The sequence below is a fragment of the Streptomyces sp. NPDC059875 genome (genome assembly GCF_042731085.1).
Classification (GTDB): domain Bacteria; phylum Actinomycetota; class Actinomycetes; order Streptomycetales; family Streptomycetaceae; genus Streptomyces.
In genome coordinates, this window is record NZ_JBHWJZ010000003.1 from 78,251 (window position 1) to 92,163 (window position 13,913).

17 protein-coding genes and 1 riboswitch are annotated in these 13,913 nt (G+C 71.6%); of the genes, 10 read left to right on the plus strand and 7 right to left on the minus strand.

Translation table 11 applies throughout. The features are described 5' to 3' along the window. Nucleotides 1–11: 11 nt before the first annotated feature. Together ACFV9D_RS04345 and ACFV9D_RS04350 are read right to left on the minus strand one after the other, a co-directional pair. The gene (locus ACFV9D_RS04345) at nucleotides 12–596 is read right to left on the minus strand and encodes a hypothetical protein (protein ID WP_385140674.1); all 585 of its coding nucleotides are present in this window, start codon (nucleotides 594–596) and stop codon (nucleotides 12–14) included. A 56-nt stretch (nucleotides 597–652) separates the two neighbouring features. After that, nucleotides 653–1,558 carry a LysR family transcriptional regulator gene (locus ACFV9D_RS04350; protein ID WP_385140677.1) on the minus strand — a complete coding sequence of 302 codons (906 nt, stop codon included), beginning with the start codon at nucleotides 1,556–1,558 and terminating at the stop codon, nucleotides 653–655. Nucleotides 1,559–1,630: 72 nt separating this feature from the next. On the opposite strand from ACFV9D_RS04350, the gene ACFV9D_RS04355 reads away from it, so the two are divergent. Beyond that, nucleotides 1,631–2,260, plus strand: a complete 630-nt coding sequence (locus ACFV9D_RS04355; protein ID WP_385140680.1) for a LysE family translocator — start codon at nucleotides 1,631–1,633, stop codon at nucleotides 2,258–2,260. Nucleotides 2,261–2,373: 113 nt separating this feature from the next. Here the strand turns inward: ACFV9D_RS04355 and ACFV9D_RS04360 are convergent, their stop codons facing one another. The 3 genes from ACFV9D_RS04360 to ACFV9D_RS04370 all read right to left on the minus strand — a co-directional run bounded on the left by ACFV9D_RS04360 (nucleotide 2,374) and on the right by ACFV9D_RS04370 (nucleotide 4,298). Beyond that, nucleotides 2,374–2,847 carry a C40 family peptidase gene (locus ACFV9D_RS04360; RefSeq protein WP_385140683.1) on the minus strand — a complete coding sequence of 158 codons (474 nt, stop codon included), beginning with the start codon at nucleotides 2,845–2,847 and terminating at the stop codon, nucleotides 2,374–2,376. Between the two features lie 3 nt (nucleotides 2,848–2,850). Then, nucleotides 2,851–3,048, minus strand: a riboswitch (cyclic di-AMP (ydaO/yuaA leader). Between the two features lie 313 nt (nucleotides 3,049–3,361). Further along, nucleotides 3,362–3,667, minus strand: coding sequence for a hypothetical protein (locus tag ACFV9D_RS04365; protein ID WP_385140686.1), 306 nt, complete (start codon nucleotides 3,665–3,667; stop codon nucleotides 3,362–3,364). 7 nt (nucleotides 3,668–3,674) lie between these two features. Continuing rightward, nucleotides 3,675–4,298, minus strand: a complete 624-nt coding sequence (locus tag ACFV9D_RS04370) for an ATP-dependent Clp protease proteolytic subunit (RefSeq protein WP_385140688.1) — start codon at nucleotides 4,296–4,298, stop codon at nucleotides 3,675–3,677. Nucleotides 4,299–4,357: 59 nt separating this feature from the next. On the opposite strand from ACFV9D_RS04370, the gene ACFV9D_RS04375 reads away from it, so the two are divergent. Next, the gene (locus tag ACFV9D_RS04375; protein ID WP_385140691.1) at nucleotides 4,358–4,642 is read left to right on the plus strand and encodes a type II toxin-antitoxin system Phd/YefM family antitoxin; all 285 of its coding nucleotides are present in this window, start codon (nucleotides 4,358–4,360) and stop codon (nucleotides 4,640–4,642) included. Nucleotides 4,643–4,699: 57 nt separating this feature from the next. On the opposite strand, the gene ACFV9D_RS04380 is transcribed toward ACFV9D_RS04375, so the two are convergent. Next, complete coding sequence (locus ACFV9D_RS04380; RefSeq protein ID WP_385140694.1) at nucleotides 4,700–5,695, minus strand: ABC transporter permease; 996 nt, start codon at nucleotides 5,693–5,695, stop codon at nucleotides 4,700–4,702. A 106-nt stretch (nucleotides 5,696–5,801) separates the two neighbouring features. On the opposite strand from ACFV9D_RS04380, the gene ACFV9D_RS04385 reads away from it, so the two are divergent. The 8 genes from ACFV9D_RS04385 to ACFV9D_RS04420 all read left to right on the plus strand — a co-directional run bounded on the left by ACFV9D_RS04385 (nucleotide 5,802) and on the right by ACFV9D_RS04420 (nucleotide 12,808). After that, entirely contained in the window at nucleotides 5,802–6,431 is a 630-nt protein-coding gene (locus ACFV9D_RS04385) for a TetR/AcrR family transcriptional regulator (RefSeq protein WP_385140695.1), read from the plus strand. A 91-nt stretch (nucleotides 6,432–6,522) separates the two neighbouring features. Continuing rightward, nucleotides 6,523–6,825, plus strand: a complete 303-nt coding sequence (locus ACFV9D_RS04390; RefSeq protein WP_385140698.1) for an urease subunit gamma — start codon at nucleotides 6,523–6,525, stop codon at nucleotides 6,823–6,825. A gap of 16 nt (nucleotides 6,826–6,841) precedes the next feature. Beyond that, a complete protein-coding gene (locus ACFV9D_RS04395) occupies nucleotides 6,842–7,219 on the plus strand; it encodes an urease subunit beta (protein ID WP_385140701.1) in 378 nt (125 codons plus the stop codon). After that, nucleotides 7,212–8,933, plus strand: coding sequence for an urease subunit alpha (locus ACFV9D_RS04400; protein ID WP_385140704.1), 1,722 nt, complete (start codon nucleotides 7,212–7,214; stop codon nucleotides 8,931–8,933). The genes ACFV9D_RS04395 and ACFV9D_RS04400 overlap by 8 nt, the downstream gene beginning before the upstream one ends. Beyond that, a complete protein-coding gene (locus ACFV9D_RS04405; protein WP_385140707.1) occupies nucleotides 8,933–9,664 on the plus strand; it encodes an urease accessory protein UreF in 732 nt (243 codons plus the stop codon). The genes ACFV9D_RS04400 and ACFV9D_RS04405 overlap by 1 nt, the downstream gene beginning before the upstream one ends. 16 nt (nucleotides 9,665–9,680) lie before the next feature. Further along, nucleotides 9,681–10,358, plus strand: a complete 678-nt coding sequence (gene ureG / locus ACFV9D_RS04410; protein WP_385140710.1) for an urease accessory protein UreG — start codon at nucleotides 9,681–9,683, stop codon at nucleotides 10,356–10,358. Continuing rightward, nucleotides 10,355–11,098 carry an urease accessory protein UreD gene (locus ACFV9D_RS04415; protein ID WP_385140713.1) on the plus strand — a complete coding sequence of 248 codons (744 nt, stop codon included), beginning with the start codon at nucleotides 10,355–10,357 and terminating at the stop codon, nucleotides 11,096–11,098. Before ureG ends, ACFV9D_RS04415 begins: the two co-directional genes overlap by 4 nt. Before the next feature lie 132 nt (nucleotides 11,099–11,230). After that, nucleotides 11,231–12,808, plus strand: a complete 1,578-nt coding sequence (locus ACFV9D_RS04420; protein WP_385140716.1) for an alpha/beta hydrolase — start codon at nucleotides 11,231–11,233, stop codon at nucleotides 12,806–12,808. Between the two features lie 68 nt (nucleotides 12,809–12,876). Here ACFV9D_RS04420 and ACFV9D_RS04425 read toward each other — a convergent pair whose 3' ends face one another. Then, nucleotides 12,877–13,908, minus strand: a complete 1,032-nt coding sequence (locus ACFV9D_RS04425; protein WP_385140719.1) for an NAD-dependent epimerase/dehydratase family protein — start codon at nucleotides 13,906–13,908, stop codon at nucleotides 12,877–12,879. Nucleotides 13,909–13,913: the final 5 nt, after the last annotated feature.

Here is a 13,913-nt window from a genome sequence, read left to right on the forward strand (position 1 = left end):
CCTGCCGCCCGCTAAGCCGGCGCGCCGACTCGGCGGGTGTCCTCGGTCGCCGTGCCCCAGTCGCACACCAATTCCGCGAGGAGGCTCTGGCGGTCGGTTGCGACCTGATAGTTCGCGATCCAAGGGGTTCCGAGCAACGGCATGCGGTAGGTCGCGGCCATCCCTTCGTCGCGAATTTCCGCAGAGTAGGTGAAGGCCCGCGTGAGCAGGCCCGGCACAGGGCCGAGCCGCTCCTTTGCGCGCACAGTGACTCCAGTTCCGTTGCTCTCCAGTACGTACTGCTCGTCCAAGAGGTACAGGGTCACGCCGAACTTGGAGATCCTGAGCACATTGTCGGCCTGACCGAACTCGCCCTCGTTCGGCTTCGCCACGATCGTCGACTCCTGCCGAGGCGCACCGGTGAGCCGCTCGACGATGTGCATGGCGGTCGCGAGCAGCTTGTTCGTCAACCCGATGCGGCTGCGCATGAGACGACGCCAAGAGGTGACGCGGAAGGTGGCTTTTCCCTGCCAGGTGCCGGTCCCGATGTCGAAGTAATAGACGTGATTGGGCGCGTTCGTGCGGTGTCGAGGGATGCCCTCGGGCTCCATTGTCACGTTGCGTAGCATATCATCACGCCCTGTGAGCGATGGCTCTGGGCGACTCACAGGCCCTAGGCCCTGCCGAACCCGCCCCGCAGCAGTGCCCGCAGCGACCGCGCCGCCGGGCCCGACTCCTCGCCGCGGTGCGCCACCGAGATCGTCCGGTGGAACGACGTCGGTTCCAACGCCCGTACGCCCAGCGGCGACGACGCCATCGTGGCCACCATCTCCGGCACGACGGCCACCCCGAGACCCGCGCTGACCAGCGCGCACACCAGCGCGTAGCCCGGCGTCCGGCAGACGACCGAGGGGGTCGCGCCGGCCCGGGCGAGCGCACCCTCCACACCCCGCCTCGGCGGATGGTCCGGTGCGCTGCTGATCAATGGCTGGCCGGCCAGCTCCGCGATCGGCAGCCGGCCCGAACCTCCCGCCAGGACATGGCCCGGGGCCGTGACCAGGACCAACTCCTCGACCAGCAGGGGTTCGAGCACGACCCCCGGCGGCAGCGGGGCGGGCTCCGCGGGCTCGTAGGTGTGGGTGAGCGCCAGATCGACCTCGCCCTCGGCCACGGCGACCACCCCGCCGGGCGGCTCGTACTCGGCGACCGTCAGCTCCACGTCCGGATGGGCCCGGCGGAACGCGCTCAGGACCGGTGGCAGCAGATGGATGCCCACGGTCGTGAAGGTGCCGACCCGGAGCTGCCCGCCGGAGAGCCCGCTGAGCTGCGCCAGTTCATGACGCGCCCGCTCCATCTCGTCCAGGACCCGGCGGGCCCGGGCGGCGAGCAGCTCACCCGCGGGCGTCAGCCGTGCGCCGCGGTGATGCCGGACGAGCAGCGCGGCACCCGCCTCCCGTTCGAGTTTGGCGAGCTGCTGCGAGAGCGCGGGCGGGGTGTAGCCGAGCCGGGCGGCGGCCCGGGTGATCGAGCCGTCCTCGGCGACCGCCACCAGTGCCGCGAGCCGCACGAGATCCTGCATTAAGGATTCCTTTGGGCAGACCCAGAAGATTGCATCTACACACTAAAGGCTCGAGGCGGGCACGCTGGGGTCATGGACGGACAGCTGATCGCCTTCATCGGGGTCGCGGCGGGCATGGTGGCCATGCCGGGCGCGGACTTCACGGTCGTCGTACGGAGCGCGCTCGCCTCGCGGCGGGCCGGGGTGGCCAGCGCCGTCGGCGTGGCGGGCGGGCTCCTGGTGCACACCGCCCTCGCGGTGGCGGGGCTCGCGGCCGTACTGATCGCCGTGCCGGTGCTCTACCGCGTCCTGCAGATCGCCGGCGGCGCGTACGTGCTGTACCTCGGCGTGCAGGCGCTGCGCGGCGCGCTGCGGACGACCGCCGGCACGCCCGTGGACACCGCGGGCGAGCGGGCCGTCGGGCGGGCCCTGCGCCAGGGATTCCTGGCCAATGTGCTCAACCCGAAGGCACCGGTGCTGTTTCTGAGTCTGCTGCCGCAGTTCGTGCCGGACGGCGTCGCGGTCGTGCCGCGCACGCTGCTCCTGGCGTCGATCGTGGTGCTGCTGGCCCTGCTGTGGTTCCCGCTGGTGGCGGTCCTGGTGGACCGGCTCGGTCACTGGCTGCGGCGTCCGCGGACGGCCAGGACCGTGCAGGGGGTGACGGGCGGCGCGCTCGCCGCCCTCGGGCTGACCCTGCTCTCGGCGCCCCTCGCGGGGAATTGAGGCCGCTGCGTGAGGGTGCGGCGGCGCCACCGCACCCCCCCGTGACGGCACTCGTCAGCTGGTCAGCTGCTCAGCTGCTCAGCTGCTCAGCAGGCCGGCCGGTCGGGCGGTCATCAGACCCGTCCGTAATAGACCTTGGACGACCAGATCTTGTCGAGCTTCACCCAGGAACCCGTCTTGGGCGAGTGCCAGATCTTGTTGTTCCCGGCGTAGATGCCCACGTGGTAGACCCTTCCACCCGAGTGGAAGAAGACCAGGTCCCCCTGCTTCCTGCTGGAGGCGGAGATGTGCCGGGTCTTGTTGTACTGCTGCTGCGCGGTACGTGGCAGCGACTTGCCCGCCTTCTTGTACGAGTAGAGCGTGAGCCCCGAGCAGTCGAACCGAGTGGGTCCGGACGCTCCGTACTTGTAGGGCGATCCCTTCTTCGAGGCCGCGATACCGAGCGCCTTGCCGGCGTACGTGGTCGCGGCCTGGGCCTCCGACGCGGCGCCCGGCGCCAGCATCGTGCCGCCGACGGCGGCGAGGGTGAGAGCCGAGACGGCTCCGGCCCGGGACAGCAGGGACGGGACATGAATCTGCGCAGTCATGCGCAACCCTTCGTCAGCCGCCTGTGAAGGATGACCTGTCGGGTTCGGACTGGCGAAGTTGCCCGGCCGCGGCTGCGGCTTCACCCCGAGGAACGGCCCCACTGGCCGGCCGTCCCGTACTGCTCGGGTCCTCCACTCCTGCCGATCCACTCCTGTCGACCAGACATCCGGGACAGCGGCAGGACTCGGCGTCCGCCCGGACCGCCCCGCCGCGGTGGCGGGGGCTTGTCGTCGTCAGGGATCTTGACCCGAACTTGGTCGAAAACCGAGTTGAAACGGCGATATGTGAGGCTCCTCACGACTGATCCATTCGGGTGGACAGACAGGTTTCGTGATCTTCGGAGGTTTGGCTGATGAGCTCCGTACCAGGGGTGGAACGCCCGATTCCGCCAGATGTGTACACCTGTTGCGCAACTCACCCCGCACATAAGTCGATTCGTCGACTACGCCGAACGGGGGAGGATTTCCGTGGCCGCGATGCCCCAAGTGGACCTCGACACGACACGCCGAACTGTCAACTCGCCGGTGGTTCGGGGACGGTGACCCGCTCCGTGCGGCGCCCCCCGTCCAACACCCGCAGCGCGCGGGCCAATGTCTCCGCGTGCACCTCGCTCTCGCCGCGTACATGCATCGCCGTCAGCGCGTCGCGCAGGGCGGTCGCCCGTCCCACCAGGGCCTGAGCCGCTCTGAGTGCCCCATAAGTATGCGATGTCCTGGATGGATTGATGCGACCGAGGAGGTCGACGACTTCGAGATAGGCGTCGACGAACTCGCCCTCGGCGCGTGTCAGGGCGGGCAGCGGCGGCAGCTCGGGCACCATCCCCGGCTCACCTCGCCCCGGCGCCACCGGACGCCCCGCGGTTCTGGATCACGTGATCCACCAGGCCGTACGCGGTGGCGCCCGGTGCGTCGAGCACGGTGATGCGGTCGATGTCGGCGTCGATCCGCTCGCGGCTCTGTCCGGTGTGGGTGACCAGCATCCCGGCCACCATCGCGCGCAGCCGGAGCAATTCCCGTGCCTGGATGTCGAGATCGCTGGGCTGCCCCTGCAACGGCTCGTCCATCGTGGGCTGCTGGAGCACGACCCGGGCGCCGGGCAGCGCGAGCCGTTTCCCGGGCGCGCCGGCCGCGAGCAGCACGGCGGCGGTCGAGGCCGCCTGACCGAGGCAGGTGGTCTCCACATCACAGGTGACGACCTGCATCGTGTCGTAGATCGCGGACATGGCGCTGAGCGAGCCGCCGGGGGAGTTGATGTAGAGCGAGATGTCCCGGTCCGGGTCGGCGTACTCCAGGTGCAGGAGCTGGGCGATGACGTCGTTGGCCGAGGTCTCGTCGATCGGTGTGCCGAGGAAGACGATCCGCTCCTCCAGCAGCTTGGAGTACGGGTCGAGGGTCCGGCTGCCGTAGCTGGTGCGCTCGGTGAATTCGGGAAGGACGTAGCGGGCTTCCATGGGAGACTCCTCGCTCTCTTTCAAAATGTACAGGACGTACATTCCGTAAGATGAGGAGCATGGCTTACGAGATTCCGGTGACGCAAGCACGCGCAGAGCTCGCCGACCTGATCAACCGCGTGGTGTACGGCAACGAGCGCGTCGTCGTGACCCGGCACGGCAAGCCGCTCGTGGCGCTGGTCTCCGCCGCTGACCTGGAGAAACTCGAAGCGGATCACGAAACCGCCGAGGATTCGGTGGTCAGCTCCGTCTCCTCCGTCAGCACCCTCACGTCCGCTCCGGGTGAACAGGGACGCTTCGGCATCGCGGCGCGTCATCGCGACCCGGGTACCACCGGCGCATGAGAAAGCCGCGTGCCCCCGTCCGCTAGAGCGGGGGCACGCGGCCGTACGCGAACGGCGTCAGCCCACCGGAGTCGGCGCCGGTCCGGGGGCAGGGGCGGTCGCAGGCGCGGCCGCCGTCCGGTCGCGCCGCCCGCCGAGCACGAGAGCCGTCAGGCCGACGAGCGCCCACACCCCGAGGATCAGCAGCGGCGCGCCCGCGCCGGCGCCGTCGAAGAAGGCGACCGAGCGCAGCGCCGAACCGCCCGCGCCCGGCGGCAGCAACTGACCGAGCGCACCCACCGGGGCCGGCAGCAGCTCGGGCGCGCTCGTCACGCCCGAGAACGGGTTGCCGAGCAGGACCATCAGCACCGCCCCCAGGCCGAGGCCCGGCTTGCCGAGCAGCGCGGCGAGCCCCGCGAGCGTCGAGCCGATGGCGAGGACCATCAGCGCGAGGACGCCGGCCTCCGTCCACCAGGCGCCGGTGAGCGCACCGAGCCAGCTGTGGGCGAGCGAGGCGCCGACGATCCCGGCGAGCGCGGCCGCGCCCGCCAGGGCGAGGGCCGCCCGGCCGCGGCGCAGGCCGAGGACCGTCACCACGATGCCGGAGGCCACGCCGGCCAGGATCAGGGGGAACAGGCTCGCCCCGAACGCGCTGCCGCGAGGATCGCCCGCCGGCGCCGGGACGACGTCGGTCACCTTGAGCTGGGTGCCGGCTGGGGCCTGGGCGGTGACGGCCTCGCGCAGCAGCCCGGCGACGACCGGGCTCGCGGCGGAGGCGGTCAGCAGTTCGGGGCCTCGCGGTGTGACGATCACCGCGCCGTATACGACCCGGTCCTCGATCGCGGTACGGGCGGCGGCCTCGGAGTCGTAGTGGTGGACCTCGAAGGCCCCGTCGCGCTCGGTGAGGCGCTGCTCCAAGGGGGCGGTGGCGGTCGCGGGTCCCGCGACGCCGATGGGCAGGTCGCGGGGGGCGATCCGGGCGGCGGGCCAGGCGAAGGCCCACAGGGCCAGGGCCACGACGACCGGGATCAGCACCATCACCGCGAGGGTCTTGCGGGTGGCGGTGGCAGACATGACGCTCTCGATTCAAAGAGAAGGATCGTTCGTTTTACGCGGTGGGCTCACTGTCTCTCCGGCGTGGGCGCTTGTCAAGAATGAATGTTCGTTTTACATTTCGGCCATGGCTCGTGTCTCCCAGGAACACCTCGACGCCCGCCGCCGTCAGATCCTCGACGGGGCCGCGCGCTGCTTCGCCCGCAACGGCTTCCACGCCACGTCGATGGCGGACGTGCTGACCGAGGTGGGTCTGTCCGCCGGCGCCGTCTACCGCTACTTCCGCGGCAAGAACGAGCTGATCGCGGCCATCGCGGCGGAGGCGTTCGACGGGATACGAGGCGCCTTCGACGAGGCCTCGCGGAGCACTCCGCCGCCCACCCCCGACGTCCTGCTCGGCTCGGTCCTCCGGCTCTTCCTTGAGGAGCGGATCCCGGGCGCGGACCGCCGGGCCTTCGCGCGGCTCATCCTCCAGGTCTGGTCCGAGACCCTGCGCGACGAGGAGCTGTTCCGGACCCTCTACGGGGGCTTCAACGGCATGCGCGAGGTCTGGACGAACCTCGTCGAGGCCTATCGGGCCAACGGTCTGATGCACGCCGACGTCCCCGCCGACCACGTGGCCCGGACGATGATCGCCGTCGCCCAGGGCTTCATCGCCCAGCAGGCCCTCTTCGGAGACGTCGAGGTCCGCGTCCTCGAGGACGGGCTGCAGGCGCTGATGTCGATGACGCCGAACAACTCGGGTCGTTCGGCGTAACGCGGCGTAACAAGTCCGAAACTCCGCACAACTAGCCTGCCGGTCCACCCGGTCCGTCCGGCCGGGCGCGAGGACTTGTGAGGTGGGACGCGTGCAACTGACCCCGCACGAGCAGGAACGCCTGCTCATTCATGTGGCGGCCGATGTGGCCGAGAAGCGCAGAGCACGCGGAGTGAAGCTCAACCACCCCGAGGCCGTCGCCCTGATCACCACCCACATCCTGGAAGGCGCCCGCGACGGCCGTACCGTCGCGGAGCTCATGGCCTCCGGCCGCAAGGTCCTCACCCGCGACGAGGTCATGCCCGGGATCCCCGAGATGATCCACGACGTCCAGGTCGAGGCGACCTTCCCCGACGGCACCAAGCTCGTCACCGTCCATGACCCGATCGTGTGAGGGGGGAGCGCCGCCGATGATTCCCGGAGAGATCCTTTTCGGTGACGGTCCCGTCGCCCTCAACGAGGGACGGCCCGTCACCCGCCTCACCGTGCTCAACGCCGCCGACCGGCCCGTCCAGATCGGCTCCCACTACCACTTCGCCGAGGCCAACCCCGCGCTGGACTTCGACCGCGCCGCCGCGCGCGGCCGCCGTCTCCACATCGCCGCGGGCACCGCCGTGCGCTTCGAGCCCGGCATCCCCGTCGAGGTCGAACTCGTACCGCTGGCCGGCCGGCGGGTCGTCCCCGGCCTGCGTGGCGAGACCGCGGGACCGCTCGACGCGACCGTCGGCACCCCCGACGCGAACGACACGAACGACGCCCGCGATGCGAACGGAGCCGACCGTGCCTGAGCTGCACCGTGCCGTGTACGCCGACCTGTTCGGCCCGACCACCGGCGACCGCATCCGGCTCGCCGACACCGATCTCGTCGTCGAGATCGAGGAGGACCGCTCCGGCGGGCCCGGCCGCGCGGGCGACGAAGCCGTCTTCGGCGGCGGCAAGGTCATCCGCGAGTCGATGGGCCAGGCCCGCACGACCCGGGCCGAGGGCGCGCCCGACACCGTGATCACCGGCGCCGTCGTCATCGACCACTGGGGTGTGGTCAAGGCCGACATCGGCATCCGCGACGGCCGGATCACCGGCATCGGCAAGGCCGGCAACCCCGACACCATGGACGGCGTCCACCCGGACCTGGTCATCGGCCCCGAGACCGAAGTCATCGTGGGCAACGGCCGGATCGTCACCGCGGGCGGCATCGACGCCCACGTCCACTTCATCGCGCCGACGATCATCGACGAGGCCCTCGCCTCCGGCATCACCACCCTCGTCGGCGGCGGCACCGGCCCCGCCGAGGGCACCAAGGCCACCACCATCACCCCCGGCCCCTGGCACCTCGCCCGGATGTTCGCGGCGCTGGAGAACTCCCCGGTCAACATCGGTCTGCTCGGCAAGGGCAACACGATGTCCCGCGAGGCCATGCACTCCCAACTGCGGGGCGGCGCCCTCGGGTTCAAGATCCACGAGGACTGGGGGGCGACCCCTGCCGCCATCGACGCGTGCCTGACCGTCTGCGAGGAGACCGGCGCCCAACTCGCCATCCACACGGACACCTTGAACGAGGCGGGATTCGTCGGCGACACCCTCGCCGCCATCGCCGGGCGCACCGTCCACGCGTACCACACCGAGGGCGCGGGCGGCGGACACGCACCGGACATCATCACCGTGGTGTCCGAGCCGTACGTCCTGCCCAGCTCCACCAACCCGACCCGGCCGCACACCGTCAACACCATCGAGGAACACCTCGACATGCTGATGGTGTGCCACCACCTGAACCCGGCCGTCCCGGAGGACCTGGCCTTCGCCGAATCCCGGATCCGGCCGTCGACCATCGCCGCCGAGGACCATCTGCACGACCTCGGCGCCATCTCGATCATCTCCTCCGACTCGCAGGCCATGGGGCGCATCGGCGAGGTGATCATGCGGACCTGGCAGACCGCCCACGTGATGAAGAAGCACCGCGGCGCCCTGCCGGGGGACGGCCGGGCGGACAACCACCGCGCCCGTCGCTATGTCGCCAAGTACACGATCAACCCGGCGGTGGCCCAGGGGCTCGACCACGAGATCGGCTCGGTCGAGTCCGGCAAGCTCGCCGACCTGGTGCTGTGGGAGCCCGCGTTCTTCGGCGTGAAGCCGCTGCTCGTCCTGAAGGGCGGCCAGATCGCCTACGCCCAGATGGGCGACGCCAACGCGTCCATCCCCACGCCCCAGCCGATCCTGCCCCGGCCGATGTTCGGGGCCCTCGGCAAGGCGCCGGCAGCCAACTCCCTGAACTTCGTGTCCCAGGCGGCGATCGAGGACGACCTCCCCGAACGGCTCGGCCTGGACAAGAAGTTCGTCGCCATCAAGAACACCCGTCGGGTCACCAAGGCGGACATGCGGGAGAACAGCGCCCTGCCCCGGGTCGAAGTCGACGCCGACTCGTTCACGGTGTCCATCGACGGCGAGGCGATCGAACCCGCCCCCGCCGCCGAACTGCCCATGGCCCAGCGCTACTTCCTGTTCTGATGAAGTCGCCGACCACACCACGCGCCCATGCCGCCGACCGGTCGGGCGACGGTCCGACCGCGTCCTTCGGCAGCCGGGCCGCCCTCCTCGTGCTCGCCGACGGGCGCTTCCCCGCCGGTGGGCACGCCCACTCCGGCGGGGCCGAGGCCGCCGTCAAGGCCGGCCGGATCACGGACGCGGCGAGCCTCGCCGCGTTCTGCCGGGGCCGGCTGCACACCAGCGGACTCACCGCGGCGGCCCTCGCCGCCGCGGCCGCGCTCGGCCACGACCCGTACGCGCTCGACGCCGCCGCCGACGCCCGCACCCCCTCGCCCGCCTTGCGCACCGCCGCCCGGAAGCTCGGCCGGCAGATGATGCGGGCGGCCCGGGCCACCTGGCCCTGCCCCGAGCTCGACGCGCTCGCCGCCGCGTTTCCGCGCGGCGCTCACCAGCCGATCGTCCTCGGCGTCGCCGCCCGCGCCGCGAGCCTCGGCCCCGAGGACGTCGCGCACTGCGTCGCGTACGAGACCGTCAGCGGCCCGGCCACCGCGGCCGTACGCCTCCTCAGCCTCGACCCCTTCCAGGCGACCGCCGTCCTCGCCCGGCTCGCCCCCGCCATGGACCGGGTCGCCGAGGAAGCAGCCGCGGCCGCCCGGCAGGGTGTCGACGCCCTGCCCGCCGCCTCCGCACCCCTCCTCGACATCGCCGCCGAACAGCACGCGACCTGGCCCGTGCGTCTCTTCGCCTCCTGACCCCTGGAGACACCCCATGCATCTCGACCACTCCCACGACCACATCGGCGCCGTCTCCGCCGACGCCCACCGCCCCGACGGGACCCGGCGGGCGCTGCGGATCGGCCTCGGCGGGCCCGTCGGCTCCGGCAAGACCGCCACCGTCGCCGCGCTCTGCCGGGCCCTGCGCGACCAGCTCTCGATCGCCGTCGTCACCAACGACATCTACACCCGCGAAGACGCCGAGTTCCTGCTCCGCAACGCCGTCCTGCCCCCCGAGCGCATCCAGGCCGTCGAGACCGGCGCGTGCCCGCACACCGCCATCCGCGACGACATCTCCGCCAACCTCGAAGCCGTCGAGGAGTTGGAGGACACCGTGGGCCCGCTCGATCTGATCCTGGTCGAGTCCGGCGGCGACAACCTCACCGCCACCTTCTCCAAGGGCCTCGTCGACGCCCAGATCTTCGTCATCGACGTCGCGGGCGGCGACGACATCCCCCGCAAGGGCGGCCCCGGCGTCACCACCGCCGACCTGCTCGTCGTCAACAAGACCGACCTCGCCCCCTACGTCGGCTCCGACCTGGAGCGCATGGCCCGCGACGCGAAGGAACAGCGCGGCGACCTGCCCGTCGCGTTCACCTCGCTCACCGGCGCACACGGAGTCGCCCCCGTGTCCGACTGGGTCCGCGAGCGGCTCGCCGCCTGGTCCGCATGAGCCTGCGCGCCACCGCCCGGATCGTCGCCGACGCCGACGGCGGACTCCCGCTCCTGGAGAGCGACGGCCCCCTGGCCCTCCGCCGCACCCGGACCACCGGCCCGTACACGCGCGTCACCGTCGTCGGCGCGATGAGCGCGCCGCTCGGCGGCGACCGGCTCGCGATCGAGGCGGAGGTACGGGACGGGGCGCGACTCCTGGTCGACTCGGCCGCCGCGACCGTGGCCCTCCCCGGCCGCGCCGCCGAGCCCGCCACGTACGACATCGGGCTCACCGTCGGCGACGGCGCCGTGCTGCGCTGGCTGCCCGAACCGCTCGTCTCCGCGCACGGCTCCGACCTGCGGATGCGGACCACCGTCGAACTCGCCGCCACCGCACGGCTCGTGCTCCGCGAGGAACAGATCCTCGGCCGCCACGGCGAGGGCACCGGCACGCTCGTCACCCGCCTCACCGTCCGCCGCGCCGGACGGCCCCTGCTCGACCAGGAGGTGGCGTACGGACCCGGTGCCCCTGGTGGCTGGGACGGCGGCGCGGTCCTCGCCGGGCATCGCGCGACCGGTCAACTCCTCGTCGTCGACCCCGAGTTCGAGGACAAGCCGGTGGAGTCCCGGCTGCTCACCGGAAACGCCGTCCTCTCCCCGCTCGCCGGGCCCGCCGCCCTCGTCACCGTCGTCGCCGAGGACGCCCTCCGACTGCGCCGCACCCTCGACGAAGCGCTGAACATCCTCGCGCCGTCCTGAGTTCACCGCTCAGCGGTACACCGGTCTCCGGTTATTGGTTCGGCAAAGAAACACCAGTGCGACCTTTCGCCGCGCACCCCACTGACGAAAGGATCCCCCGGACAGACCGACATCCACAGGGGGAGCAACCACGTGAGACGCACGGCAGTGCTCGGCTCGGCCGGCACTCTGATAGCGGGCACGCTCATGGCGGGCGCACTGGCAGCGCCGACCGCCACCGCCGACAGCCGCCACCGGCCGGACGCCGAGGCGCGCGGCGTCGCCCTGGCTGCCGAGCGGGCGGCGAAGCAGGGCATCGACTGGCAGGACTGCCCTGCCGATTGGGGCCTGGAGAAGCCCATCACCTGCGGCTGGGTCACCGTCCCGGTCGACTACAGCAAGCCGAACGGCAAGCAGATCAAGATCGCCGTCGACCGTATCGGCGCCACCGGCAAGCCCGCCGAACGCCAGGGCGCGCTGCTCTACAACCCCGGCGGCCCCGGCGGCTCCGGCCTGCGCTTCCCGCGCCGGGTCACCACCAAGAACACGATCTGGGCGGGCGCCGCCAAGGCGTACGACTTCGTCGGCTTCGACCCGCGCGGCGTCGGCCACTCGGCGCCCATCTCCTGCGTCGACCCGGCCGAGTTCGTCAAGGGCCCCAAGCTCGACCCGGTCCCCGACAGCGAGGCCGACAAGCTCGCCCAGCGCAAGCTCGCCGCCGAGTACGCCGCGGGCTGCGCCGAGAAGAGCGGCGACATCCTGCCGTACATCAACACCCTCAACACCGCCCGCGACCTCGACGTCATCCGGGCCGCGCTCGGCGAGAAGAAGCTCAACTTCGTCGGCGTCTCCTACGGCACCTACCTCGGCGCCGTCTACGGCACCCTCTTCCCGTCGCACGTCCGCCGCATGGTCCTCGACAGCGTCGTGAACCCGTCGACGCGCAAGATCTGGTACGAGGTCAACCTCGACCAGGACATCGCCTTCGAGGGCCGGCTCAAGGACTGGATGACCTGGGTCGCCCAGCACGACGCCACCTTCCACCTCGGCGACACCTACGCCGAGGTCCGGCAGCAGTGGGAGACCCTGCGCGCCGACGCCAAGAAGAACCCCCTCGGCGGCAAGGTCGGCCCGGCCGAGCTCATCGGCTTCTTCCAGAACGCGCCGTACTACGACTCCATGTGGGTGCCGGTCGCCAAGGCATGGAGCGCGTACGCCGCCGGTGACCCGCAGCCGCTGATCGACTCGGCGGCCTCCGACCCCACCGACACGGCCGGCAACGCCGCCTCCGAGAACGGCAACGCGGTCTACACCGCCGTGGAGTGCGCCGACGCCCCCTGGCCGACCAGCTGGAAGAAGTGGGACCGCGACAACAGCCGGCTCCACGAGCGGTACCCGTTCATGACCTGGTCCAACGCCTGGATGAACCTGCCCTGCGCCACCTGGTCCACCCCGCGCCAGCGCCCGACCGAGGTGCGGACCGGCAAGGGCCTGCCGCCGGTGCTCATCACCCAGGCCGAGCGCGACGCGGCCACGCCGTACGCCGGAGCGGTCGAGCTGCACAAGCGGTTCAAGGGCTCGCGCCTCATCACGGAGAAGGACGCCGGCTCGCACGGCATCACCAACCTCACCAACCCGTGCCTGAACACGCGGGTCGAGGCCTACCTGCTGACGGGCAAGCTCGACAGCCGGGACGTGACGTGCGAGCCGCACGCCACGCCCCAGCCGTAGTCACCCGGCCGTAGGCACCGGATGACGGGGGAGGGGCGGGCCGCCGGACGGCCCGCCCCTCTCGTCCGTCAACGCGAGGTGAGCCAGGCGTCCTCGGCCGCGTAGTCGAAGAAGTCCACCCCGTACTTCGCCAGCCCGGGGAACACCTCCCGCCACTCCCGATCCGCCAGCCGCCGCGACAGATCCTCGACCGTCGCCGGCAGGGACTCGGCGTACGAGACCACGGCCCGGTACCCGAGCTCCCGTTCCGCCGCACTCATGTCGTAGACGACAGGGTGGGCCCCCGTCCACGGAGTGAGCCCCACCGTGCCCTCCGGCGCCCCCTCGACCGGCACCGTCTCGCTCGACACCCCCATCACCGCGTCGATCGCCGCACCGATCTCCGCGACCGTCGGGGCCTCGGGATCGCCCCCGTTGAGTACCCGGGTCCCCGGCTGCGCCGCCGCGAGCCGGACCAGTTCCCCGAGATTGTCCACGTGCACCGGGTGGAACCGGGACGCGCCCTCGTATGCGAGGAGGCGCACCGGCCGCCCGTCGAGCGCGCGCTTGACGAACCACAGCTCGCGCGGACCCGGGCAGAAAGGCCCGTGGATCGCGCCCGCCCGCAGCACCGTCGTCGGCAGCGCCTCGCCCACCCCGAGCAGCTCGCGCTCCAGCGCCACCTTCCGCGTCCCGTACGTCCCCTCGCCCGGTGCGACCGTCCGCCACGACTCCGGAATCGGCAGCGGGTAGCGGGGGAAGCCGTCCGGCTCGTCCTGGGTGTCGAAGCTGCGGCCCCGATCGTCTTCGTACACCGCGCCGCTGGAGACCACCACCGCCGACCCGATCCGGTCGGCGAGCCCGGTCAACTGCCGTCCGTGCACGCCGTCGTAGGCGACGATGTCCACGAGTACGTCACAACCGTCGCCCAACGCCGCGGCGAGCGCGCCCTCCTCGTTCCGGTCCACCGCCACCGAACGGACCTCCGTCGGCCACGTCCCGTCCCGGCCCCCGCGGCGCGAGGCCGCCGTCACCTCCCAGCCGTCCGCGACGAGCGCCCGCACGGCCGCCCGCCCCACCTGTCCTGTCGCTCCGAGTACGAGTGCGTTTCCCTTTGCCATGCGCG